This window comes from Mycobacterium sp., from assembly GCF_019243155.1.
Classification (GTDB): domain Bacteria; phylum Actinomycetota; class Actinomycetes; order Mycobacteriales; family Mycobacteriaceae; genus Mycobacterium.
Window position 1 is genome coordinate 1 of the sequence record NZ_JAFAUS010000525.1, and the last position, 23,510, is coordinate 23,510.

The 23,510-nt window shown below is 65.8% G+C and carries 18 protein-coding genes and 2 pseudogenes; 12 read left to right on the top strand and 8 right to left on the bottom strand.

From position 1 onward, the window contains the following. Positions 1–129: 129 nt before the first annotated feature. Genes JOZ00_RS26480 through JOZ00_RS26495 form a run of 4 tightly spaced genes read left to right on the top strand, consistent with a single transcriptional unit; the run spans position 130 to position 3,289 of the window. Positions 130–723 (top strand): Mce protein, encoded by a 594-nt coding sequence (locus JOZ00_RS26480; protein ID WP_293350477.1) that lies wholly within the window; start codon positions 130–132, stop codon positions 721–723. Beyond that, positions 720–1,349 carry a hypothetical protein gene (locus JOZ00_RS26485; RefSeq protein WP_293350480.1) on the top strand — a complete coding sequence of 210 codons (630 nt, stop codon included), beginning with the start codon at positions 720–722 and terminating at the stop codon, positions 1,347–1,349. Before JOZ00_RS26480 ends, JOZ00_RS26485 begins: the two co-directional genes overlap by 4 nt. Before the next feature lie 16 nt (positions 1,350–1,365). Continuing rightward, complete coding sequence (locus tag JOZ00_RS26490; RefSeq protein ID WP_293350483.1) at positions 1,366–1,872, top strand: CAP domain-containing protein; 507 nt, start codon at positions 1,366–1,368, stop codon at positions 1,870–1,872. Between the two features lie 25 nt (positions 1,873–1,897). Beyond that, complete coding sequence (locus tag JOZ00_RS26495; protein ID WP_293350486.1) at positions 1,898–3,289, top strand: MBL fold metallo-hydrolase; 1,392 nt, start codon at positions 1,898–1,900, stop codon at positions 3,287–3,289. A gap of 16 nt (positions 3,290–3,305) precedes the next feature. Here the strand turns inward: JOZ00_RS26495 and JOZ00_RS26500 are convergent, their stop codons facing one another. From JOZ00_RS26500 to JOZ00_RS26510, 3 genes are all read right to left on the bottom strand, one after another. Continuing rightward, on the bottom strand, positions 3,306–3,887 hold the full coding sequence (locus JOZ00_RS26500) for a rhodanese-like domain-containing protein (protein ID WP_293350489.1): 582 nt from the start codon (positions 3,885–3,887) through the stop codon (positions 3,306–3,308). Positions 3,888–3,997: 110 nt separating this feature from the next. Then, the gene (locus JOZ00_RS26505; protein ID WP_366022422.1) at positions 3,998–4,258 is read right to left on the bottom strand and encodes a hypothetical protein; all 261 of its coding nucleotides are present in this window, start codon (positions 4,256–4,258) and stop codon (positions 3,998–4,000) included. 171 nt (positions 4,259–4,429) lie between these two features. Next, positions 4,430–8,662 carry a molybdopterin-dependent oxidoreductase gene (locus JOZ00_RS26510; RefSeq protein WP_293350525.1) on the bottom strand — a complete coding sequence of 1,411 codons (4,233 nt, stop codon included), beginning with the start codon at positions 8,660–8,662 and terminating at the stop codon, positions 4,430–4,432. A 344-nt stretch (positions 8,663–9,006) separates the two neighbouring features. On the opposite strand from JOZ00_RS26510, the gene JOZ00_RS26515 reads away from it, so the two are divergent. Further along, complete coding sequence (locus JOZ00_RS26515; protein ID WP_293350528.1) at positions 9,007–9,456, top strand: LppP/LprE family lipoprotein; 450 nt, start codon at positions 9,007–9,009, stop codon at positions 9,454–9,456. Positions 9,457–9,499: 43 nt separating this feature from the next. Here JOZ00_RS26515 and JOZ00_RS26520 read toward each other — a convergent pair whose 3' ends face one another. The 3 genes from JOZ00_RS26520 to JOZ00_RS26530 all read right to left on the bottom strand — a co-directional run bounded on the left by JOZ00_RS26520 (position 9,500) and on the right by JOZ00_RS26530 (position 14,581). Further along, on the bottom strand, positions 9,500–11,452 hold the full coding sequence (locus JOZ00_RS26520) for an acyl-CoA dehydrogenase (RefSeq protein WP_293350495.1): 1,953 nt from the start codon (positions 11,450–11,452) through the stop codon (positions 9,500–9,502). Positions 11,453–11,516: 64 nt separating this feature from the next. Beyond that, positions 11,517–13,967, bottom strand: coding sequence for an ATP-binding cassette domain-containing protein (locus JOZ00_RS26525; protein WP_293350498.1), 2,451 nt, complete (start codon positions 13,965–13,967; stop codon positions 11,517–11,519). A 116-nt stretch (positions 13,968–14,083) separates the two neighbouring features. Further along, complete coding sequence (locus JOZ00_RS26530; RefSeq protein WP_293350501.1) at positions 14,084–14,581, bottom strand: MarR family transcriptional regulator; 498 nt, start codon at positions 14,579–14,581, stop codon at positions 14,084–14,086. A 197-nt stretch (positions 14,582–14,778) separates the two neighbouring features. On the opposite strand from JOZ00_RS26530, the gene JOZ00_RS26535 reads away from it, so the two are divergent. From JOZ00_RS26535 to JOZ00_RS26550, 4 genes and pseudogenes are all read left to right on the top strand, one after another. Continuing rightward, positions 14,779–16,743 (top strand): ATP-binding cassette domain-containing protein, encoded by a 1,965-nt coding sequence (locus tag JOZ00_RS26535; RefSeq protein ID WP_293350504.1) that lies wholly within the window; start codon positions 14,779–14,781, stop codon positions 16,741–16,743. Beyond that, complete coding sequence (locus JOZ00_RS26540) at positions 16,740–17,591, top strand: energy-coupling factor transporter transmembrane protein EcfT (RefSeq protein WP_293350507.1); 852 nt, start codon at positions 16,740–16,742, stop codon at positions 17,589–17,591. The genes JOZ00_RS26535 and JOZ00_RS26540 overlap by 4 nt, the downstream gene beginning before the upstream one ends. 37 nt (positions 17,592–17,628) lie before the next feature. Beyond that, positions 17,629–17,874 (top strand): annotated as a pseudogene (locus tag JOZ00_RS26545) (SRPBCC family protein); the annotation flags it as partial. A gap of 1 nt (position 17,875) precedes the next feature. After that, positions 17,876–18,362: pseudogene (locus tag JOZ00_RS26550) on the top strand (hydrolase); the annotation flags it as partial. 10 nt (positions 18,363–18,372) lie between these two features. On the opposite strand, the gene JOZ00_RS26555 reads toward JOZ00_RS26550, so the two are convergent. Continuing rightward, complete coding sequence (locus JOZ00_RS26555) at positions 18,373–18,819, bottom strand: Lrp/AsnC family transcriptional regulator (RefSeq protein WP_293350510.1); 447 nt, start codon at positions 18,817–18,819, stop codon at positions 18,373–18,375. Positions 18,820–18,937: 118 nt separating this feature from the next. Here JOZ00_RS26555 and ddaH point away from each other — a divergent pair, with 118 nt between their 5' ends. Genes ddaH through JOZ00_RS26570 form a run of 3 tightly spaced genes read left to right on the top strand, consistent with a single transcriptional unit; the run spans position 18,938 to position 22,488 of the window. After that, positions 18,938–19,783 carry a dimethylargininase gene (gene ddaH / locus JOZ00_RS26560; RefSeq protein ID WP_293350513.1) on the top strand — a complete coding sequence of 282 codons (846 nt, stop codon included), beginning with the start codon at positions 18,938–18,940 and terminating at the stop codon, positions 19,781–19,783. Beyond that, positions 19,780–21,030 carry an ornithine--oxo-acid transaminase gene (rocD, locus tag JOZ00_RS26565; protein WP_293350516.1) on the top strand — a complete coding sequence of 417 codons (1,251 nt, stop codon included), beginning with the start codon at positions 19,780–19,782 and terminating at the stop codon, positions 21,028–21,030. The genes ddaH and rocD overlap by 4 nt, the downstream gene beginning before the upstream one ends. Positions 21,031–21,057: 27 nt before the next feature. Next, positions 21,058–22,488, top strand: coding sequence for an amino acid permease (locus tag JOZ00_RS26570; protein ID WP_293350519.1), 1,431 nt, complete (start codon positions 21,058–21,060; stop codon positions 22,486–22,488). On the opposite strand, the gene JOZ00_RS26575 is transcribed toward JOZ00_RS26570, so the two are convergent. Continuing rightward, positions 22,485–23,510 (bottom strand): extracellular solute-binding protein (locus tag JOZ00_RS26575; protein ID WP_293350522.1); only part of this gene is annotated, 1,026 nt, incomplete at its 5' end. The genes JOZ00_RS26570 and JOZ00_RS26575 overlap by 4 nt on opposite strands.

Below are 23,510 nucleotides of genomic sequence, written 5' to 3' on the forward strand. Positions count from 1 at the left end.
TATGACCCGGCCAACGGTGACTACGTCGGTCCCGATGGTCGTCGCTACACCGAGGCCGATCTCGCGCACCCTCGTGCCAAAAGCTGGCAGTCACTGTTAGTGCCGCCCGCGTAAGCAGTAAGGAGCAACATGACCGTGGAACCTGACGAGGCTGAAAACCTCGACGTTGGCGAGGAAGTCGACGAGTATCCGACCGATCAGCAGAGTCGGCGCACCCGCTGGCGAGGCCGCATCAGTCCGCCGCTCTCGCAAGCCGGATGGGCGGCGGTGGCCGGTGTCACCGTCGTGGCGTTGCTGGCCGGACTGACCGGTTGGCTGGGTTACCGGGCCTACGAACGGCACCAGGCTGACGCCCGGCGCGACCTGTTCATCCAGGTCGCCCGGCAGGGCGCCGTGAACCTGACGTCGATCAGCTACAAGGAGATCGATGCCGACGTGCAGCGCATCATCGACCTGTCCACCGGGGCTTTTCGCGAGGATTTCGAGCAGCGGTCGAAGCCGTTCATCGAGGTCGTCAAGGCGGCGCAGTCGAAATCGGAAGGTACCGTGACCGATGCCGGTCTGGAATCGCAGCGGGGCGACTCGGCTCAGGTGCTGGTCGCGGTCGCGGTGAAGTCGCAGACCGCGGGCGGCGAGGAAGCGCCGCGGGAATGGCGGATGCGGATCGAGGTCCGCTCGGTCGGTGACGACGCCCGAGTGTCGAATGTGGTGTTCGTGCCATGACGACATTCATCAAGGGCGCTGTGAGCGCAATGATCCAAGAGGGCATCGAGCGCGACGAGAACAGCGACACGCCAGGAGAATTGGAGTCCACAACCGGGCGCGATGCCGCTCTCGAGGAGGCGCCCACCGATGGGCCCAAGACGCGACGCAAGTCGCGCGTGCTCACATACGGCGTATTGCCCGCGGTCGCCCTGCTGCTGACACTGGCGGCGGGCTACCTCAAATGGGTCGCGGGTTCGGCCGATGACCTGACCCAGGCCCGTGCCGAATCGGTGCGGGCCGCACGCGAGGATGCGGTGGCCTTGTTGTCCTACAAAGCGGATTCGGTGGAGAAGGACCTGGGCGCCGCGCGCGAGCGGCTGACGGGAGATTTCAAGGACGCCTATACGGATCTGACCCGCCAGGTAGTCATCCCGGGGGCAAAGGAAAAGCACATCAATGCGATCGCCAAAGTCAATTCGGCAGCACCGGTTTCGGTCACCCCGAACCATGCCGTGGCGCTGTTGTTCGTCGACCAAACGGTGACCATCGGCGACGGGGCTCCCACCGATACCCAGCCCGTCATCCGGGTGACGCTGGACAAAGTCAATGGCCGCTGGCTTGTCTCGCACTTCGACCCGGTCTGACCCGAGGGAATCTGCCGTGTTGCTACCAATCCGTTGCGCGGCCCGGATACTGCTTGTCGCCGTGGCGGTTTCAGGGGCGGCAGCGTTTGCCGCGCCCATGGCGCACGCCGACAATAAGCGGCTCAACAGCGCGGTCGTCTCCGCCGTCTACACACTGCAACACCAGGCGGGCTGCACGAACGACATCGTCCGGGACAACGCGCTGACCCTGGCTGCCGAATGGCACGCGGACGACATGATCAACAATCGAAACATCAACGACGACACCGGATCCGACGGGTCATCGCCGCAGGATCGCGCCAACGCCGCCGGGTTCCGGGGCAGAGCGGCCGAGACGATCGCGACCAACCCGGCCATCGCCATCAGCAGCCTGGAATTGGTCAACCAGTGGTATCACAACCCGGATGACATGGCGATCATCCGGGATTGCGCCAACACCGCCATGGGGGTGTGGTCGGACAACAGCTTCGATCGCACCGTGGTGGTGGCGGTGTACGGACAACCAGCCCCGCGCAATCGATGACACGTGTTGAGGAGAAAAGCCGAAAATGATCTTCACGCAACACTATCTGGACTGTTTGTCGCAAGCCTCCTATCTGATCGGTGACGAGACGACGGGCCGCGCCGTCGTCGTCGATCCACGCCGGGATGTCAACATCTACCTGGATGAAGCGGCCGAACACGGGCTGCAGATCGAGCGGGTCATCGAGACCCATATCCACGCCGACTTTCTCAGTGGCCACCTGGAATTGGCGGAGGCCACCGGCGCGGTGATCTCCTATGGCGAAGGGGCCGAAGTCGGTTTCTCGATCGAACCGCTGCACGACGGGCAGCGAATCTCATTGGGAGAGGTGACCTTCGAGATCCTGTCGACACCCGGTCACACGCCGGAGTCGATCTGCCTCGTCGTGTATGAACACCCCGACGATGAGGTGCCCTACGGTGTCCTGACCGGAGACACGTTGTTCATCGGTGACGTCGGGCGGCCGGACCTTTGCTCATCGGACGGCATCACAGCGGATGAGCTGGCTGCCGCGCTGTACGGTTCCTTGCACGACAAGCTGCTGAAATTGCCCGACGCCACCCGCGTGTTTCCCGCGCACGGAGCGGGATCGTCCTGCGGCAAGAACCTGTCCAGCGAGACCAGCTCGACCATCGGCGAACAGAAGAAGACCAACTACGCGCTGAAGAAGCCCGACGTCGAAGCGTTCGTCGCGGCGGTCACCGAAGGGCAGTCAGCGCAACCCCCCTATTTCCAATACGACTCGAAGCGCAACACCGAGGCGCACCCGTTACTCGACGAATCGCCCCCGGCGCTACTCGATATCGATGAGGTGCTCCGACGCGCCAACGAGGGCGCCATCTTGTTGGACACTCGCGAGCCGGGCGACTACGCCGCCGGCCATCTGCGAAATGCTGTGAACGTCAGCCTGCAAGGACGTTTCGCCGAATGGGCCGGCCATGTGCTGTCACCGGCTCACGACATCGTGTTGGTCGGCGACCCTGTGCACGCGCGCGAATCGAAGATCCGGCTAGCCCGAGTGGGATTCGACCGGGTGGTCGGGCAGTTGCGTGACCTCGCCGAGGTCGTCACGCGCCGACTGGATCTGATCCAAGCCGCGTCCCGACTGAGCGTGCATCAGCTGTCCGGGCTGCGCGATGCGGAGCCGCGACTGCAAGTCGTGGACGTACGCGGACCCGGGGAAACCGAAGAAGGCGCCATCCCCGGCGCTCACACCATCCCGCTACCCACGCTCACAGCGTCGTTCGCAAAGCTCGATCAGACGGCTCCCGTCGTGCTCTACTGCGCGAGCGGAACCCGCTCCATGATCGCCGCGAGTGCGCTTCGTGCCGCCGGTTTCGTCGATGTGTCGGATGTGCTAGGCGGATTCGGCGCCTGGCAGGCGGCCGACCTCCCGGAGGTCACGGCGTCACCGTAGGCTTGGGCGCCGGCGGCTACGTGTCGCCGAGCCCAGACAAGATCATCTTGGCATCCGATGTGGCGCCGCGGTTATAGGGCAATTTCGACAGCGCCGTCGCCATGGCGCAAGTGTTGGTCAACGCGGCAAAGGTCAACCCGCCACCGATCCCGGCGGCCAGCCATTTGAGCCGGGGAACCGCGACGCTGCCCAAAACCGAAGAGAGGACTACGGATCCGGCCACCAGACGCACCTGGCGCTCCAGATCCCAGCGCTGCCTGCCGCGGTCCACGGCGAAGCCTTGGCCCTCCCAATCGCTGATGCCCTTGTCCAGGACACGGCCGCCCGTCAGACCTTCGCTTCGCAACACCGTCTCGGCCTTGGCCGCGCGTTGCCCCGACCGACACACCAGCACAACATCGTTATCGCGGCCGAGGCGCGTGACGATCTCGGCGGTGTGGTTGTCGAGCACGTCGAGCGGCACGTTGTGAGAGCCGGTGATGTGTGCGGTCTCGAATTCGGCCGGGGTCCGCACATCGACGATGCGCGGAGCTGCGGACGACTCGATCAGCGTGCGGAGCTCCGTCGAAGTGATCGGGTTGGCGGTCGGTGCAGTCATGGTTTCCTCCAGCGTCGGTAGTGAAACCGATACCCGGGTCGGTCGGAAACCACCGAGTTTTTCTCACGCTGAATGAGGCGTGATCGGACGGGCCGTGCAACCCCCGAAAGCTATCCGCTGGTGAGGGACTCCGCCGTGCCGGGATGGAACCGCTCCTGGCCGGCCGATTCGCAGGCACACAGCGGTGAGCCGTCGTGCGACCATCGCCACAACTGGGCCCCGCGACGGCGCATCAGGTGTTGCGCGTAGACCTTGTCTCGCTGCTGCTGTGAGAACGCGAAGTCCAGATTGATGGGGAACCCGGCCCAGTCGCACGCCGGCTCCTGACCCTCGATGAGGTCGTCACCGGCATGGCGCAACCCACACCGCAATGGGCAGCCGTTGCGCGGGGCCTCCCCGCGGGACCCGTCAAACTCGGAAGCCACCTGGGCGTCCCTCCTCGAGCGCGAATGTCTCGAGTGAATCGTGCGACGGAGATGTTTCGGCGGCGGGTGTGGAACGTTTCGGTCGTATTACGGGATCCGCGGGCCGCGGCGCCGGAGCTAGTAGACGTCGCGGTGGTAGCGCTTGTCACTGCTCAGCGACTGGACGTACTCCTTCGCCGCTTCCGGGTCGAGCTTGCCGAATTCGGCCGCGATGTCACAGAGCGCTCGATCGACGTCTTTGGCCATGGGGTCGGCGGTGCCGCAGACGTACAGTTGGGCGCCGTCCTGCAGCCAGCTCCACAACTCGGCCCCCCGCTTGCGCATCAGGTGCTGCACGTAGACCTTTTCTTGTTGGTCCCGGGAGAACGCCAGGTCGAGTTCGGTGAGGAAGCCGTCGGCATGCATCGCCTCGATCTCGTCCCGGTAGTAGTAGTCGGTGGCAGCGTGCTGCTCGCCGAAGAACAGCCAGTTGGGTCCTGTGTGGCCGACCGCGCGGCGCTCCTGCAGGAAACCGCGGAAGGGTGCGATGCCGGTCCCTGGGCCGATCATGATCATCGGTGCGTCCGCCTCACTCGGCGGCCGGAAATTGCTCGACGGCTGCAAAAACACCGCGACTCGGTCGCCTGCGGAGCGGTCGGCAAGGTAGGTCGAACACACCCCGCGGCGCGGGACGCCCTGGAAGTTGTAGCGCACCGGCGAGACCGTCAGGTGCACTTCCCCCGGAAACTCCTTGGGGCTCGACGAGATCGAGTACAGCCGCGGCTGAAGGCGTTTGAGGACCCGCAGCCATTCGTGGGCCGAAGCGGAGACCGGCAGCCGTGCCAGCAGGTCGATGGATTGACGCCCCCATGTCCAATCGCTCAGGGCGGCTTTGTTATCGGGCTTCAGTAGCTCGGCGAGTTTCGGGTCGCCGGTGCGCTCCTGCACGAAACGCACCAGATCCCTGCTGATGTGGGCGATCTCGATTCGTTCGGTGAGCGCGGAACGCAACGACATCAAACCGTGCTCGCCGACTTCGACTGGGGTCTGCCCGTCCAGTCCAGTGACGGACAGCCACTCGTCGACCAGCTGGTCGCTGTTGCGCGGCCACACCCCGAGCGCGTCACCGGCCTCGTAGCTGACCGCTTCTTCGGGCAGGTCGAACACCAGCTGCCGCACGTCTTTCGTCGATTCCGGACGGCTCAGCACAGTGTTGCGGACGATGCCGGTGATGAGCGGGTTCTTCTTGCTGTAGGTGCCGGCGCCGGATCGAGGACGCGCAGCGGCCGCGGGACGGACGGAGGCCGAAGCGTTGCTATTCCGACCGACCGATGTGGGCGCCTTGCTCAGCGCTTCAACAACAATGCCCAACCACTTCGCGGCGGCGTCGTCGTAGTCGGGTTCGCAGTCGACCCGGTCGGCGATCCGCGTCGCTCCGAGTTCCGCGAGGCGCGCGTCCAGCTTGCGGCCGTGGCCGCAGAAATCGTCGTAGTTCGAGTCGCCCAGCGCCAGTACGGCGTAATGCGTGTCGGTGAACTGCGGTGCGTCGTCCGACGTCAACGCCCGCCAGAAGCCGGAGCCGTTGTCCGGCGGCTCGCCGTCACCGGTGGTGCTGGTGATCAGCAGAAGTTCGCGTGTCGTCGCCAACTCGGCCACCGGGAAGTCGTCCATGCTCTGCAGGCTGACCGCCAACGCGGCGTCACCCAATTGCGCGGCGATGTCGGTGGCGAGCTCCTCGGCGTTCCCGGTCTGTGAGGCCCACAACACCACGATCGGAGCCCGCTCGGCGGTCGCTGTGGGACCGGGCGGCTCGAGCGTCGGCTCTTCGACGGCGGGCGTCGGCGCCGAATCGGGTGCCTCAACCTTTAGGAAGGGAGCGTCGGCCCGGGAGAACATCCCCGCGAACAGGCCGTCGACCCACAGTCGTGTGCTGGGATCGAATGGCGCACTCTGCGGCAGCGTGGGAACTCCACCGGCGCGAAGACCACCTTCCGACCGGAGCCCGCTGAGCATCCCGGCAAGGTATGAACGGCCGAGCTCGTCGAAATTCGGCACGGGTTTGGTTGCGATGCCCAGAAATTCGCCGAGGGCGTCGATTTGTGAGGCGCTGATCTCTCGTACCTCCGTGGGCGCGGGTTCTGATGTGTCGGTGGCCGCCGGAGGCGTGGCCTCGGTGGCTGGCTCTGGCTGGGAGACGGTCACTTTCGTCAGCGTGACGGCGCACGCCTTGAATTCCGGCTGGTTCGAGATCGGGTCCACCGCATCGTTGGTGACCGCGTTGATCGACAGGTATTCGCCGAAGGCATCGTTCCAATGGAACGGGGCGAAGCAGTTCCCCGGACGCACCCGGTCGCTGACGACGGCGGGCAACACGGCACGGCCACGGCGGGAGGCGATTTCGATCGAGTCGTCATCACGAACCTGGAGACGGGCGGCGTCGTCGGGGTGGATTTCCACGAACGGCCCGGGATTGAGTTTGTTGAGTTTGGCGACCTTGCCCGTCTTGGTCATCGTGTGCCATTGGTGGGGCAGCCGACCGGTGTTCAACAGGAACGGGTAGTCGTCGTCGGGCATTTCCTCGGGCAGCAGGTGCGGGCGGGCGAAAAAGACCGCGCGGCCGTTCGGGGTGGGGAAGGCCAACTGCGGCACGTGGCCGTCTTCGCGGACGAACTGCGTTTGGCTGACACCGTCATTGAGGTAGCGGATCGGGTTACGGTCCTCGGTGCGCTCGGGTGCGCATGGCCACTGCAGCGGACTCTGCCGCAACCGCTCGTAGCTGACGCCACGTAGGTCATAGCCGGTCTTCGGGTTCGAGAAGCGCTTGATTTCTTCGAAGACGTCCTCGGCGCTGTTGTAGCTGAAGGCCTCCGAAAAGCCCATCGCGCAAGCGATCCGGGCGATGATCTGCCAATCGGGCATCGCCAGGCCCGGCGCGTTGACGGCCGGCTGGAACAGCGTCATGTTGCGCTCGGAGTTGACCAGCACCCCCTCGGCTTCGGTCCACAACGTCGCCGGCAGCAGGACGTCGGCGTATTCGTTGGTCTCGGTCTCGAAGAAGGCGTCCTGGGCGATGACCAGTTCGGCGCGTTCCAGGCCGGCCAACACTGTTTTCCGATTGGCCACCGAAGCAACGGGATTGGTGCAGATGACCCAGCAGGCCTTGATCTCGCCGTCGGCCATGCGCGAGAACATGTCGATGGTGCCGGTGCCGACGTCGGTGCGCAACGTTCCGCGCGGGACGCCCCATTGGTCCTCGACGAATGCGCGGTCGTCATCCGATGCCACCGAACGCTGACCGGGCAAGCCCGGGCCCATGTAACCCATTTCACGGCCACCCATCGCATTAGGTTGTCCGGTAAGGGAGAAGGGGCCGCTGCCGGGCTTGCAGATGGCACCGGTGGCCAGGTGCAGGTTGCAGATGGCGTTGGTGTTCCAGGTGCCGTGGGTGCTTTGGTTGAGGCCCATCGTCCAGCAGCTCATGAAGTTCTCGGCTTCGCCGATCATGCGGGCCGCCGCACGGATGTCTTCGGCTGGGATGCCGGTCATTTCGCTGACGTTGTCGGGGGTGTACTGCTCCAAGAAACTGGGCATCACCTCCCAGCCCTCGGTGAACTCCGCGATGAATTCGGGATCGGTGTGCCCGTTCTCGACGATCTGCTGCAGCAACCCGTTGAGCAGTGCGAGATCCGAGCCCGGCGAGACCTGCAGGAACAGGTCGGCCTTGTCGGCGGTGGCGGTGCGGCGGGGGTCGACGACGATCAGTTTGGCGCCGGCCTTGACGCGATCCATCATGCGCAGGAACAAGATGGGGTGGCAGTCGGCCATGTTGGCGCCGATGACGAAGAAGACGTCGGCACGCTCGAAGTCTTGGTAGGAACCCGGCGGCCCGTCGGCGCCTAGGGAAAGCTTGTAGCCGGAACCCGCGCTGGCCATGCACAGCCGTGAGTTCGACTCGATCTGATTGGTGCTGATGAAGCCCTTGGTCAGCTTGTTCGCCAGGTATTGCGCCTCGATGGACATCTGACCGGAGACGTACATCGCAAACGAGTCGGGCCCGTGCTCGTCGATGATCGCCCGCAACCGATTTGCGCAGTGGGTGATCGCCTTGTCCATGTCGACGGGCTCGACCGGTTCGCCGCGTTCGGGGCGCAGGTGTGCCGATTCCATCCGGCCCGGTCCGTTGAGCATGTCGGCGGTGGTCGCGCCCTTGGTGCACAATCGGCCGAAGTTAGCTGGATGTTGTTTGTTCCCAACCGACTTCGCGATGTGACGGCGGCCGCTCTCCGGATCCGTTGTGACTTGCAACACCATGCCACAACCGACGCCGCAGTAAGCGCACATGGTGTTCACGGCATCCTTGTCTGGCGCCATGGACTCCCTGGCCACGCTTACATCCCTCCCTCGCCTGCGATCGGGTTAGCTCTGCATCGGGTCAGTTCATTGTGCGACGGCCATATTTCGGCCTTTATGTCCGAAATTTCCGCCGCTTTACGGCTTCCTCTCAATGGAGAAGATGCGACTGTGAAATTGCCGGCCAATCCGGCTGCCGCAGATGGCGTTATCGCAGGTCATCATTGACCCGTCGCCTGAGCCGAGGTTACCCGCGGCCCCACGCAAACACGCTGCCAGAACTGGATTTTTGACCAAACCGGTGGAACATTCACAGGCTTCGCTAAGCTCACCGCGTGCGTTGGGTGATTGTGATCTTTTTTGTTTTGCTGGCCTCGGGTTGCGGGTCGAAGCCGTCGGCTCCGCCGGCTGCTCGGCCCGACACGTGCAAAGAGTCCGACGGACCGAAGGCCGACACGGTGCGCCGGGCCATCGCTTCGGTACCCGTGACGGTCCCGGGTTCGAATTGGGTCGAAATCGCCCGCGGTCATACCCGAAACTGCCGGTTGCACTGGGTGCAAATCATTCCGACGATCGCCAGCGAATCGACTGCGCAGCAGTTGTTGTTCTTCGATCACAACACCGCGCTGGGTTCACCCACGCACCCGAAGCCGTACATAACCGTCTTGCCGCCCTCGGACGACACCGTCACCGTTCAGTATCAATGGCAGAAGGGCAGCGATCAGGCGTGCTGTCCCAGCGGCATCGGCACGGTCAAATTCCGAATCTCCGCAACCGGCAAGCTCGAAGCGCTCGGTAAGATTCCGAACGAATAGCGGTGTGCTGCAGGGTGATTAAGCGTTCTTGCCAAGCAGCCCGTCAGCTCGTGATGACGTCCGCCAAATTCTCGGGGTGCAGCATTTCCGCGTAACGCAGCGACTCTGGGATCCCGAAACCGTCGACGAGGGTCTTCGCGTGCGGGCGCAGGGCGCGGCATCGATCGTTGATACCCCGTGTGACCGCTTTGGCCCGATCGGTGGACAGGTGTCGATGCTCGATGTACCACGCCTTGTCGTCCTCGATCACCGACAGCGCATAAAGGTCGCACACGATGCCGAGCAGCTCGCGGGCGTCCTCGTCGGGACAGGCGTCGATCCCGGCGACGAACGCTTCGAGCACCACCCGGTCGATGTGTGCGGTGGCAGCGTGCAGCACGTGGTCTTGCACCGAGTTGAACGCGTCGAACTCCGACATCTCTTTGGACTTGGCCTGCAGTCGACGCGCAACGGATGCCAGCAGGTACTGCTCGCGATCTTCGAACATCTTGATCTGCGTGCCGCGGTTGAAGAGGCTGCCCTCCTCCTCGCTGTCCTGGCGCGCGTCGATGATCGTTTGGATAATCGTCTCTGCCGCAGTGCGTTTGATGACCTCATCGCCGACAGTGCTGGCCGCGAAGCGCACCCATTCGACTGGGCTCATGCTCTTGATGTCGTCGGCGTACGCCGTCAGCAGTTCCTTGGCGACCAGCTGGGTCAGCACGTGGTTGTCGCCCTCGAAGGTGGTGAACACGTCGGTGTCACCCCGCAGTGCGACCAACCGGTTCTCGGCCATGTAGCCCGCGCCGCCGCAGGCCTCGCGGGATTCCTGAATCGCTCGGCTGGCGTGCCAGGTGTTGGCCGCCTTCAAACCCGCTGCGCGGGATTCCAATTCGCGTTGCTCCTCGGCGTCGGGCTCGTCCGCGGTCTGAATGTCGTGGCACTTGCTCACCAACTCGTTCTGCGCGAACTGCAGCGCGTATGACTTGGCGATCAGCGGGAACAACCGGCGCTGATGCACCAGGTAATCCATGATCAACACTTCGTTTTCTTCGTCGGGCGCGCTGAACTGCTTGCGCTGCAACGCATACCGGGTGGCAATGTCCAGCGCGACGCGAGCGGCCGCGCCCGCGCTGCCGCCCACGGTGATCCGGCCCCGGACCAGGGTTCCCAGCATCGTGAAGAACCGGCGGTTGGGGTTTTCGATCGGTGAGCTGTAGGTGCCGTCCGGCGCGACGTCCCCGTACTTGTTCAGCAGGTTCACCCGGGGGACGCGAACGTGGTCGAACACGATGCGCCCGTTGTCGACGCCGGGCAGGCCGCCCTTGTATTCGCAGTCAGACGTCGTCACTCCGGGGAGGTCGTTGCCCTCGGCGTCGCGGATCGGGACCAAGAGGCAGTGCACGCCGTGATTGACCGGCTTACCGTCCTCGGTGGTGATCAGCTGAGCGAAAACCGATGCCATGATTGCGGTTTCAGCAGCGCCGCCGATGTAGTCCTTACGCGCCGTCGGGGTGGGGGAGTTGATGATGAACTCCTCCGTCTCGGGGTCGTACGTCGCCGTCGTCTCGAGGGCCTGGACGTCGCTGCCGTGTCCGGTCTCGGTCATCGCGAAACACCCGCGCATCTCCAGGCTGATGATTTGTTTCACGTAGGCCTCATGATGGCGCTCGGTGCCCAGGTTCTCGACGGCGCCGCCGAACAGGCCCCACTGCACTCCGGCCTTCACCATCAGCGACAGGTCCGACATCGCGAGCATCTCGATCATCGTGATGGCCGCACCGACGTCACCGGTGCCACCGTGCTCCTTGCGGAACGAGTCCGCGGCGGCGCCGAACGCGGCCATGATCCGCATCTGCTCGGCCACCTTGGTGCGCGCGATCACCGTGTTCGGGGTGAAGTGCGGACGGAACAGGTCCTCGGTGAAGGTTTTGCGGAGCTGGTTTCGGACGTCACGCCAACGCCCGTCCAATGCATTGCGCAGCTGCTCGGCAGTATTTGTGTTGTCTGACGCCATGACTCGACCGTAACCTGCGTCTGTTCCGCGGGGAATAAGCGGTGGATAACGCTCACATTGCGGACTAGGCGGTGCCGTCGACCACTGCTGAGCTCGACGGGTGACTCGGTTCCTGTTGGTCGCGCTGTGAGGGTCGGTGCGGAGTCTTTCGGTCGGGTGGCCGCAATAGGTAGAGGGCGAATATCGCGGCCGTCGCGCCGAAGAGCGCGAGCATCACCATGTCGAACACCCACCAACCGCTGTAGTGCGTCCACATCTCGGCATTGGCGGCCAGCGAGTCGACCCTGCGGAGGTCGACGGTCGACGCGGAGGCCGCGAAACCCCACTGCGCCGGGACGAGCCAGGAGATTTGCTGCAAGCCCCACTTGCTGACCAGCTGCACCAGGCTGCCGTTGAACAGCAGCGATGCCAGAATCACCGGCGCTATGAGCAACAGGACTTCTCGCCGGGACCTGCCCAGCGTCGACAACGCCAGCCCGACCAACGCCGACGCGATGGCCGTGGCCGCGACGCTCACATACAGCTCGACCGTCGCGTTGCCCAGCAGGACGGCGCCGTGCGCCGGTCCGCCTTTGACGGCGATGACGATGGCGAACACGATGGCGGTGAGAATGGCCGCGGCCACGCTGAAGACGATGATCTTGGCGATCAGGTAGGCCAACGCCGAGAGCCCTACCGCCTGCTCACGGCGGAAAACGCGCTGCTCGCGAACCACGGCGCCGATAGTCAGCGCGGTGCCGATGAGGACCGCGGCGGCGTTGAGTGCGGCCAGGATCTCGATGGCTTCGTGCATGTTGGCGCTGCCCGCCTTGGGCCGCTCCAACCCCGAGTCGCCTGGAATGAGCAGTGCCAGCCCGGCCAACGCGAACGGGAGGAGCACCAAGAAGCAGAAGTAGATGCGGTGGGCGACGGTCAGGCGAACCTCGCGCCGGGCCAGTAACCGGACTTGCCGGCGCAGCGGGAGTCGAGCGGGGAGCGGCCACGGTGCGGCGACATCCGGTGGTGTGGTCGACGCGGGAGGCCGCGCGAGGAAAGCGCGGTGGGCTCCGTCAGGGTCGGCGTTGAGCCGTCCCAGGATGTTCGACCAGTTGTTGGTACCCATCGCGGACTCGACCTGCAGGGGCGGCCCGAGAAAGGCGATGGTTCCGCCAGCGGTCAGCACGAGCAGCTGATCGCACATGTTGAGCTGGGTTAGCGATGCCGGCGACGACACGGCGGCCACGACGACACAGCCAATGTCGGCCTGGCGCCGCAGGATTGCCATCACGTGGCTCTGCTGGGCCGGATCCAGTCCGGCGGTCGGCTCGTCGACCACGAGCAGGGTCGGCCTGGTGATCAGCTCGACCGCCATCGAAGCGCACCGACGCAGCTCGGGGGAGAGCTTGCCGATCCGGGTGGACCGGTGGGGCGTCAATTCGACTTCTTCGAGAATCTGCTCGATCACCCGCTCGCGATGTTCCGCAGAAACGTCCGGCGGCAGGCGCAGTTCGGCGGCGTAGCCCAGAGTCCGTTCGACCGTCAGCTGCCGGTGCAGCTGGTCATCACGCGAGACCACGCCGATGCGGGTGCGCATGGACTGCGGCTCGGCGTGCACGTCGTGGTCGTCGACGGTGACGCGACCGGTGCTGGCGTCCCGGGTGCCGGCGAGCAGCCCGAGCAATGCGGAATTGCGCGCGGCCGACGGCCCGATGACCGCGGTCAGCGTGCCCAGGCGCGCGGTGAACGAGATGTCGGAGAGCATGTCGTGCCCGTCGACGGTGAGCCCCAGGCGGTACGCGGTCACCCCGCTCGTGCGCGCGCCGGGTCCCAGTGGCAGGCGATACGTGGCATTCGGTTCCGCGGTGCGGAATGACGGCCGCGGCGTGCGGAACTTGCTGGTGACCATCCGCTCGATCAGACCGAGGCCTTTCGACTGCTCGTCTTCGACCGGCGGGCTATCGACTTGCGCGGTTGGCGGTGCGGGTGGGGGCGGGGGTGGCACCACCGGGGGTGGCGCAACCGCGGGGGCCGCGACCGGGGGCGGCGGGGTCTTCGGCCACGGTTGGGGCTGGATCGGCCGCTCGGTCGCGGGCGGTTGCGGCCGGGCGACCGGCATCCGCTGGGTGTCGCGCTGGGTAGGGGGCTGCGGGGGCGGAGCCGGGGCTCGCGGCGGACCCGGGGGTGGTCCGGGCGGACGGCTCGCTGTTTGGAAGACCAGTCGCGGACCGCGCTGCGGATCGCCGATGGTGATCCCCAGGCCGTCGCGAATCTCGACCGTCGGCGTGCGCGTTCCGTTCACGAAGATGCCGTTATGGCTGAGATCGATGGCCACCCACTGGGTGCCGGTGAACCGCAGCACCACATCGGGGTGGGGCGGCGGAAGTGGCTGATTGGCCGCCGCCACGCGCTCGAGTGGAACATCGCACCCCGGGCCGTATCCCACGATCACGTCGCGGCCGGGGCCGAAGACGTATCGCACCGGCCCGAGCCATACGGTCAGCGGGCCGCCCGGCGAGGCCGGAACATCCGGACGCATGGCCGCCACCTTTCGTCACCCGGTCAGCTCGAATTGATCCCGCCGCAAGGCTCTGACCCCCCGACCCTTGTTAAGTGTTTACTCCCACGCTCGGCGTACTACCAGCGCCGCACCCATCACAGGGTGTTGCGGCGACCCGTGGATGAGGCGTTGTCGAGCAGTCGGCGCAGCACCTCGACCGCTTCCGTCAGTACCTCCCGGTCCGCGGACTCGAGCATCGCCAACTGGGGCTCGATCGCCGCGGCGCGGTCAGCACGGACCGCGTTGATTGTGCGTTTGCCTTCGGGGGTGATCCGGATCCGGACCGCCCGCGCGTCTCCGGGGTCGACCGTTCGGGTGACGAGGCCGGCCTCTTCGAGGCGGCGCACCTGCGTCGTCATCGTCGGTTGCGAGCAGTGATCGACGGCGGCGAGGTCACCGATCCGGGCTTCACCGTGAACTTCGATGGTGGCCAGCAGTCTGGCCTGCGCTGCGGGCAAAGGCATTTGGATGCGCTGGGTGGCCAGGCGGTTGAGCCGTGCGACCACAGCGAGCAGATCCGCTCCCAATTGCTGGGGCGGCTTGGTGTTTGCGGCGTCAACGACATCAGTGTGGTTGGCGGCGGGTGAGTTCATACATCCATGGTTGCATAGCTTTGCTATGGGAGAGGGTAACCCGGCTTACTCGAGTTAAAACCGCAGATCACATGTTGTGTTGCAGGATGGCGGGGCCGCGGCCTGGCACAATAAATAAAGTGAATGCCCCGCACCCCGTCCGTTCGCGTCCGCGGAGTGGACCGCTGCAACCGGCCGAGCTCGCACACGCTTCGGTCATGGCGGCTTTGTGTGCGGTCATCGCGATCGTCGCCGTTGTTGTTCCGTTCGCCGCGGGAGTCGCGTTGCTGGGCACGGTGCCCACGGCGCTGATCGCATTCCGCTACCGGTTGCGTGCCCTGTTTGCCACAACGGTTGCCGCCGGGATGATCGCTTTTCTGATCGCCGGAATGGGCGGTTTCATCGGGGTCTTCCACAGCGCGTATGTCGGCGGCCTGGTCGGAATCGTCAGACGCAAGGGCCGCGGTACGCCCACGGTCGTCTTCTCGTCATTGATCGCCGGAATCTTCCTCGGCGCCGCGTCGGTCGGCTCGCTGGCGCTGATGACCCGGCTTCGTCACCTCATCTACGAGGCAATGAAGTCCAACGTGGATGGACTGGCCTCATTCCTGGGCCGGGTCAATCTGCAGCAGCCGGCCGACGTCTTGCAACGGTGCTTCGCCACGGTCGTCGGTTACTGGCCCTGGGTGGCGCTCGTCTACTTCGTCATCTCGACAGTGGTCGTGTCGTTGATCGGTTGGTGGGCGTTGTCGCGCCTCATCGCGCGGATGCGCGGCGTCCCGGATCTGCACAAGCTTGACGCTTCGGCCGCCGCGGTGGACATCCCGATCGGGCCGATTCCGGTGCGGCTGGACAAGGTGCGCTTCCGCTACCCCGGTACCGGCCAAGACGCGCTGAGCGAACTCAGTCTGGAGCTCCGGGCGGGCGAACACATCGCGGTCACCGGCTCCAACGGCTCGGGGAAGACGACCCTGATGCTCGTCCTCGCTGGCCGGGAACCGACGGCGGGAACCGTCGAGCGTCCCGGCGCGGTGGGGTTGGGTAAGTTCGGCGGAACGGCGGTGGTGCTACAGCACCCCGAAAGCCAGGTGTTGGGCACTCGGGTCGCCGACGATGTGGTCTGGGGTCTGCCGCCGGGTACGAATGTCGATGTCGGCCAACTGCTTCGAGAGGTCGGCCTCGAGGGCCTCGACGAGCGCGACACCGGAAGTCTGTCCGGTGGGGAGTTGCAGCGCCTTGCGCTGGCGGCCGCACTCGCGCGCGAACCCGCGCTCCTGATCGCCGACGAGGTCACCAGCATGGTCGACCAGCAGGGCCGCGACAGCCTGTTGGGAGTGCTGTCGGGTCTCGCCAAACGGCACCAGGCGGCTCTGGTTCACATCACGCACTACAACAACGAGGCCGATACCGCCGACCGCGTCATCCGTCTCCGCGAATCTCCGGACAACGCCGACATGGCTGGCGCCGTAGGCGCTTCGGCGGCGTCCGTGGCGGTCTCACCCGGCTCGCAGGCCCCGGTGCTGGAACTCATTGGCGTCGGCCACGAATACGGCAGCGGCACACCGTGGGCCAAGACCGCGTTGCGGGACGTCAGTTTCGTCGTGGAGCAGGGCGACGGTCTGCTGGTCCACGGCGGCAACGGTTCCGGAAAGTCCACGCTGGCGTGGATCATGGCCGGACTCACCGTTCCCACGTCGGGGGTCTGCCTGCTAGACGGCCGTCCCACCCATGAGCAGGTCGGTGCGGTGGCCCTGTCGTTCCAGGCGGCCAGACTGCAATTGATGCGCAGCCGGGTCGACCTGGAAGTGGCTTCCGCGGCCGGGTTTTCGCCGCGGGATGAAGACCGGGTGGCCGCGGCGCTGAGCGTTGTGGGGCTGGATTCCACGCTGGCCAAACGGCGCATCGATCAGCTCAGCGGTGGCCAGATGCGGCGCGTGGTGCTGGCTGGTTTGTTGGCTTGTTCACCGCGTGCGCTGATCCTGGACGAGCCGCTGGCAGGCTTGGACGCCGCCAGCCAGCGCGGCCTGCTGACGCTGCTGGAGGAACTGCGCCGCGATCGCGGCCTGACGGTGGTCGTGATCTCGCACGATGTCGCCGGGCTGGAGGACCTTTGCCCGCGCACCCTGGATCTTCGTGACGGCATGTTGGAAGCGATGCCGACCGCGGCGAAAGGCGTGTCTTGACAGCAACTTCAGCTCCGAAGGCGGGCAGCGGCCGACGATCCTCTCGTCCGGTCGTGTTACTGGTCCCGGTACCGGGCACGTCAGCGATCCACGATCTGTGGGCCGGCACCAAAATGCTGGTGGTTGCCGGTGTTTCGGTGCTGCTGACGTTCTATCCGGGGTGGGTGACGATCGCGATCGTGGCGGCCCTGGTTGCGGTGGCGGCGCGGATTGCCCATATCCCGCGCGGCGCCGTGCCGTCGGTCCCGAAGTGGCTGTGGATCGCGCTGGGCGTCGGGTACGTCAGCGCCGCGTTGGCCGGCGGCACCCCGGAGGTCGCGGTCGGCGGGCTTCACATCGGGCTCGGCGGATCGTTGAACTTCTTGCGCATCACCGCGCTGTCCCTGGTGCTGCTCGGTCTGGGGGCCATGGTGTCGTGGACGACGAATGTCGCCGAAATCGGCCCCGCGCTAGCGATGTTGGGCCGCCCTTTGAAGCTGTTGCGGATCCCGGTCGACGAGTGGGCCGTGTCGCTGGCGCTGGCGCTGCGTGCCTTCCCCATGTTGATCGACGAGTTCCAGGTCCTTTACGCCGCGCGGCGGTTGCGGCCCAAGCCGGTACCGCAGAGCCGCCGGGCGCGGCGCCACCGGCACGCCATCGAACTGATCGACCTGATGGCCGCCGCCATCACCGTGACGCTGCGGCGCGCGGACGAGATGGGCGACGCGATCACCGCCCGCGGCGGGGTGGGCCAGCTGTCCGCCAACCCGGCGCGCCCGAAACCTGCCGACTGGCTGACGCTCGCCATCGTCACCGCGGCCGGCGGTGGGGCGATCGCGATCGAGACGATCTTCCATCTCACCCGTTAAGCCGCTAAGCCGGTCGGCTTTCGCGTAGCTTGAACGGGTGGCCGACATCCACCGGACTCGCACCATCGCGGCCGGTATTGGCGACATCTGGGGTGTTCTTGCGGACTTCGGGTCGATCAATTCGTGGGCCGAGAACGTCGATCACTCGTGCATATTGTTTTCCGGTCCGGACGAGGGGCCGGTCGGCACGGCCCGACGCGTGCAGGTGAAGCGCGACACCATCGTCGAACGCATCACCGAGTTCGACCCGCCCCACGTCCTCGCCTACGACATCGAAGGCCTGGGATAGCGGTGCGTCCGGTCTGGCGCGCCGCCTGAAGCGGACGGTCAATCCGCCTGCGCCACTTCGTATCCGGATCCCCGCTCACACCGCCTCCAATCTCGAGGGACTCGTCGTCCGCGTCGATGACGCTCAAGTGCGCGGCGGCGCCGGGCACCTGTGGAAGCTGGTCCGCACCTTCGACGACCCGAGCACCTGGACCGAACCCGGCGTGCGCCACCTGGCGGCCAACGGGCTTTGGGGGAGAGGCATACCGGACCTCTCCGCTCGACGATCAGTGGGAGCTCTACGACCTCATCGCCGATCCGATCGAAGCGACCAACCGTTGGACTGATCCGGATCTGCACGACATGCGTCAGCACCTGCGCACGCAACTCAAAGGTGTCAGGGTCGAGTCGGTCCCAGAGCGGAACGTGCCCTGGCCCTACGCATCTCGCCGCCCACCGAGGCGGTCGCCGTCGAGGCTTGGCCGACTGCTTCGCCGAGGCTGACCGCTGGCCGCTAGGGCCGCATGCGGTCGATGAGGTTCGACAAAACGACGATGCTCTCGCTGCGTTCGATGTCCGCGCTCGACCGGATCCGCTCCAATGCCTCCTCCAAATGCCGCATGTCGCGGGCCAGCACATGCAGGATGGCGTCGGGCGTGCCGGTGACCGTCGCCGCGCTGAGCACTTCGGGGATGTCTACCCACGCCGCCCGCAGCTCGTCGGGCGAGATTCGGCCGTGGCAGAAAACCTGGACATAGGCCTCGGTCTTCCAGCCGAGCGCAGTGCGGTCGACGACCGTAGTGAAGCCTTTGATCACACCGTCGTCCAGCATCCGGTCGACGCGCCGCTTCACCGCGGGCGCCGACAGGCTCACTTTCTCACCGATTTCGGCGAAGGTCGCCCGCGCGTGCTCGGTGAGCTCGGCCAGGATGCGTTCGTCGGTCTCGTCCAGGCGGTCCATCGCCGTCCTCTCGCTACACAATAAATCGCCGCTGGAAAAACTATAACGCAACAAATAATGCCTAGACACGCAATATCCGGTGTTTGATTGTGCCAGAGAACGCAAATATCGTTGATTCATGACGGACAGTTACGTTGTTGCTCCCGCAGTCGTGGAACTGAGACGTGCCGCCAGTGTCCGCCGGTACGCGATGACCCCGCCGAAGTTCTTCGCCGTCGAGTACGCTATCAACCCGTGGATGGACGTCTCCACGCCCGTCGACGTCGACCGCGCCTTCGCCCAGTGGGAGGGTCTGCGTCAGACCTACCTGCGGCTGGGTCATCACGTTGACGTGATCGAACCTATCGCGGGCCTTCCCGACATGGTCTACGCCGCCAATGGTGGCTTCGTCGCGCGCGATTTCGCGATCGTCGCGCGGTTCAAATTCGCCGAGCGCGCAGGCGAATCGCGTGCCTACGCGGCGTGGATGTCATCGCTCGGGTACCGGCCAGTGTCGACTCGTCACATCAACGAGGGGCAGGGCGACCTGCTGAAGGTCGGCGATATGGTGTTGGCGGGCTGCGGTTTTCGTACGGACCACCGAGCGCACGCCGAAATCGAAGCGCTGCTCGGGATGCCGGTCGTGACGTGTGAGCTGGTGGATCCTCGTTTCTACCACCTGGACACCGCCCTGGCCGTTCTGGACGACGACACGATCGCGTTCTACCCGCCGGCGTTCAGTGCGGCGGCGCAACAGCGACTGCGCGGCTTGTTCCCGACTGCGATCGTGGTCGGAAGCGCCGACGCCTACGTCCTGGGCCTCAACGTCGTCTCCGACGGTCGTCACGTTGTGCTTCCCTGCGCGGCAACGGGTTTCGCCGCACAGCTGTGTGAGGCCGGTTTCGAACCGATCGGTGTCGATCTGTCCGAGCTGCTCAAGGGCGGCGGTTCCGTCAAATGCTGCACATTGGAGGTATTTTCATGACGATCCTCGAGAACCTCACGTCGGAAAGGGTCGCGGCGAACCGCAACGACACCGCAATCCGATTGATGGAAAAGCGTGCAGCGCACAACTATTCGCCGCTGCCTGTGGTGGCGGCAAGCGCCGAGGGTGCGTGGATCACCGACATCGAGGGCCGGCGCTACCTGGATTGCCTGTCCGCATACTCCGCGGTGAACTTCGGTCACCGCAACCCCGAGATCATCGCGACGGCGCACGCACAACTCGACACGGTCACGTTGGTGAGCCGCGCGTTCCATTCCGACAAGCTGGGGCCCTTCTGCGCGGCGCTCGCCTACCTGTGCGACAAAGACATGGTGCTCCCGATGAATTCGGGGGCCGAAGCCGTCGAAAGCGGGATCAAGGTCGCCCGCAAGTGGGGCACCGACGTCAAGGGTGTGCCCGTCGACCAGGCCAATATCATTGTGGCCGACAACAACTTCCACGGCCGCACCATCAGCATTGTCAGCTTCTCGTCCGACCCGGTGGCACGCGGCGGGTTCGGGCCGTTCACGCCCGGCTTCCGTTCGGTGCCGTTCGGTGATGCCGCGGCGATCGCCCAGGCGATCGACGACAACACGGTCGCGGTGCTTCTGGAGCCGATCCAGGGGGAGGCGGGCGTCATCGTGCCACCCGATGACTATCTGGCAACCGTGCGGGCGCTGTGCAGCGAGCACAACGTGCTGATGATCGCCGACGAGATCCAGTCGGGACTGGCCCGCACCGGCTACACGTTCGCGTGCGATCGCTGGGGGGTGGTGCCCGACGTCTACCTGCTCGGCAAGGCGCTGGGCGGCGGCGTGGTTCCGCTGTCGGCCGTGGTCGCGGATCGCGATGTGTTGGGCGTGTTGCATCCCGGCGGGCACGGCTCCACCTTCGGTGGTAACCCCCTGGCCGCAGCGATCGGCACCACCGTGGTGTCCATGCTGGCTCGCGGTGAATTCCAGGCCCGTTCGGTCGCGCTGGGCGCGCACCTGCATCGGCGCCTGCGGGCGCTGCTGGGCGACGGGGTGCTGGCCGTGCGCGGCCTCGGCCTGTGGGCTGGGGTGGACGTCGATCCGGCGCGGGGAACAGGCAAGGAAATGAGCCTGCGCCTGGCGGCCCGGGGCGTGTTGGCGAAGGACACCCACGACTCGACGCTGCGGTTCGCGCCACCCCTGGTGGTTACGGCACAGGAGATCGACTGGGCCGTTGAGCAGTTCGCTGCGGTGTTGCGGGAGGCTGGAACATAATCAGCTGACCCAGCACAGGAGGCGCAATTGCCAGCCACGTCGATCAGCCTGACCGAGCAGTTGCGGCGCCGCCGCCCAGTGACCAGCGCACCGGTCGCGCAGGGAGCCGCGGATCACCTCAAGCGAAGTATCGGCACGTTCCAGCTGACGATGTTCGGGGTCGGCTCGACCGTCGGCACCGGAATCTTCTTCGTGCTCTCCCAGGCGGTGCCCGAGGCCGGTCCCGGTGTGATCCTCTCGTTCATCATCGCCGGTGTCGCGGCTGGTCTCGCCGCGATCTGCTACGCCGAATTAGCCTCTGCCGTACCGATTTCGGGGTCGTCATACTCGTACGCGTACGCCACCCTTGGTGAGGGTGTCGCGATGTGCGTGGCGGCCTGCCTGCTATTGGAATACGGGGTGGCCACCGCCGCGGTCGCCGTCGGCTGGAGCGGTTATGTGAACAAGCTGCTGCACAACCTGTTCGGATTTCAGGTGCCGCATGCGCTGTCGGCGGCGCCCTGGGATTCCGATGCGGGCTACGTGAACCTGCCGGCGGTCGTCCTGATCGCCATGTGCGCGGTGCTGTTGATCCGCGGTACCAGCGAGTCGGCGAGGGTCAACGCGATCATGGTGCTGATAAAGCTCGGTGTGCTGGGCATGTTCGTGATCATCGCGTTTACGGCGTACGACGCCGATCACCTCAAGGATTTCGCGCCGTTCGGCGTCGCGGGGATCAGTTCGGCGGCGGGCACCATCTTCTTCACGTACGTCGGTCTGGACGCCGTGTCGACCGCGGGCGACGAGGTGACCGATCCGCAGAAGACGATGCCGCGAGCGCTGATATCGGCGCTGGTGATCGTCACCGCCGTCTACGTATTGGTCGCGCTCGCCGCGATCGGCACCCAACCGTGGCAGGCTTTCGGCCAACAGGAAGAGGCCGGGCTGGCCACCATCCTCGACAATGTCACGCACGGGATGTGGGCCAGCACAATCCTGGCCGCCGGCGCCGTGATCTCGATCTTCACGGTCACGCTTGTCACGCTGTACGGCCAGACCCGCATCCTGTTCGCGATGGGACGCGACGGCCTGATGCCGGCCCGGTTCGCCACGGTGAATCAACGCACCATGACGCCGGTGAGCAACACGTTGATCGTGGCCGTCGCGGCCTCGGCCCTGGCGGCTTTGGTGCCTTTGGACAAGCTCGCGGACATGGTGTCCATCGGGACGCTCACGGCTTTCATCGTCGTATCCATCGGCGTGATCCTGCTGCGGGTGCGCGAGCCCGACCTGCCCCGGGCGTTCAAGGTGCCCGGTTACCCTGTCACGCCGGTTCTTTCGGTATTAGTATGCGGGTACATCCTGGCCAGCCTGCACTGGTACACGTGGATCGCGTTCAGCGGCTGGGTTGCGGCGGCGTTGATCTTCTACTTCGTGTGGGGCCGTCACCACAGCGCGCTCAACGACGAAGCCGGCTAGCGCTGCGCCGCGGCGTTGGCCGCCGACTCCGCTTTTCGCAGCATCGCCGCGACATCGCCTCGGCCCAGGAACATTTCGTCGAGATACGGCCGCAGGGCGTCGTTGCCGGCCGCGAAGCCGGCGCCGCCCGGGGCAGCGATCCGCGGGCCGTTCAACACGGCGAAGAAGGGTTTCACGTCGACGCCCCTGGCGGCCCAGTAGTCGAAATAGACCGGCTGCGCTGACAACACCGCCGGGATCGCCGCGCCTTCGCGGCCTAAGTATTCGTTGCCCTGCTTGCTGCCCATCCAGGCCAGCACCTTTCGCACCGCGTCGGGGTGCTTCGTCGCGGCATTGCCCGCCGCGGCAATGCCGTTGGTGACACTCACCCGTCCAACGGGACCCGTCGGCATCATCGCGACGCCCCAATGGAAGCGCGCGTCGCGGCCAACCGGCTCCAGGTTGTAGGTGCCGGATTGGAAGAGTGCCATCCTGCCGGCCAGGAACTGGTTGCGGGAGAAGTCGCCGTTGGCGTTGGTGTCCGAGGCGGGCGGCGCGACGTGGTCGTCGTTGATCAGGTCGACCAGGTACCGGAACGCCGTCACCGCCCCGGGGTTGTCGAACGCGAACTTGTCGCCGCGCTGAAACACGCCGCCGGCGGACCCGATGTAGTTCAGGTAGATGCCCTGCGGGTCGTTGGCCGCGTTGTACCCCCACTGCCGGACGCGGCCGGAGTCGAAACCTGCTGACTCCCTTGTCTGTCCACCGGCGTCGACGGTGAGCCGGCCGAGCATGGGCCGCAGCGTGTCGTCGGCGCGGTCGGGACTCCACCGCAGGTTGTTCAGCTCGGCGGGATCGACGCCGGCCGCGGCGAGAAGATCGGCGTTGTAGTACAACGCAATTCCGGCGTCGGTCAGTTGCGGCACACCCCACAACGCGCCGCCGCGAGTGAACTGGTCGACGACCGCCGAGTCCCACGCCGAGGCGGCGCCGGGCCCCAGCGCCGAGCCGATGTTCAGCAGCCGGCCGCTGTCGGCGTAGGC

What these genes read in the sequence shown, in the direction of transcription:
- JOZ00_RS26480 (WP_293350477.1), top strand. Translation starts at nt 130, where the DNA reads ATGACCGTGGAACCTGACGAGGCTGAAAACCTCGACGTTGGCGAGGAA.
- JOZ00_RS26485 (WP_293350480.1), top strand. Translation starts at nt 720, where the DNA reads ATGACGACATTCATCAAGGGCGCTGTGAGCGCAATGATCCAAGAGGGC.
- JOZ00_RS26495 (WP_293350486.1), top strand. Translation starts at nt 1,898, where the DNA reads ATGATCTTCACGCAACACTATCTGGACTGTTTGTCGCAAGCCTCCTAT.
- JOZ00_RS26500 (WP_293350489.1), bottom strand. Translation starts at nt 3,887, where the DNA reads ATGACTGCACCGACCGCCAACCCGATCACTTCGACGGAGCTCCGCACG.
- JOZ00_RS26510 (WP_293350525.1), bottom strand. Translation starts at nt 8,662, where the DNA reads ATGGCGCCAGACAAGGATGCCGTGAACACCATGTGCGCTTACTGCGGC.
- JOZ00_RS26520 (WP_293350495.1), bottom strand. Translation starts at nt 11,452, where the DNA reads ATGGCGTCAGACAACACAAATACTGCCGAGCAGCTGCGCAATGCATTG.
- JOZ00_RS26525 (WP_293350498.1), bottom strand. Translation starts at nt 13,967, where the DNA reads ATGCGTCCGGATGTTCCGGCCTCGCCGGGCGGCCCGCTGACCGTATGG.
- JOZ00_RS26530 (WP_293350501.1), bottom strand. Translation starts at nt 14,581, where the DNA reads ATGAACTCACCCGCCGCCAACCACACTGATGTCGTTGACGCCGCAAAC.
- JOZ00_RS26535 (WP_293350504.1), top strand. Translation starts at nt 14,779, where the DNA reads ATGGCGGCTTTGTGTGCGGTCATCGCGATCGTCGCCGTTGTTGTTCCG.
- JOZ00_RS26555 (WP_293350510.1), bottom strand. Translation starts at nt 18,819, where the DNA reads ATGGACCGCCTGGACGAGACCGACGAACGCATCCTGGCCGAGCTCACC.
- ddaH (WP_293350513.1), top strand. Translation starts at nt 18,938, where the DNA reads ATGACGGACAGTTACGTTGTTGCTCCCGCAGTCGTGGAACTGAGACGT.
- rocD (WP_293350516.1), top strand. Translation starts at nt 19,780, where the DNA reads ATGACGATCCTCGAGAACCTCACGTCGGAAAGGGTCGCGGCGAACCGC.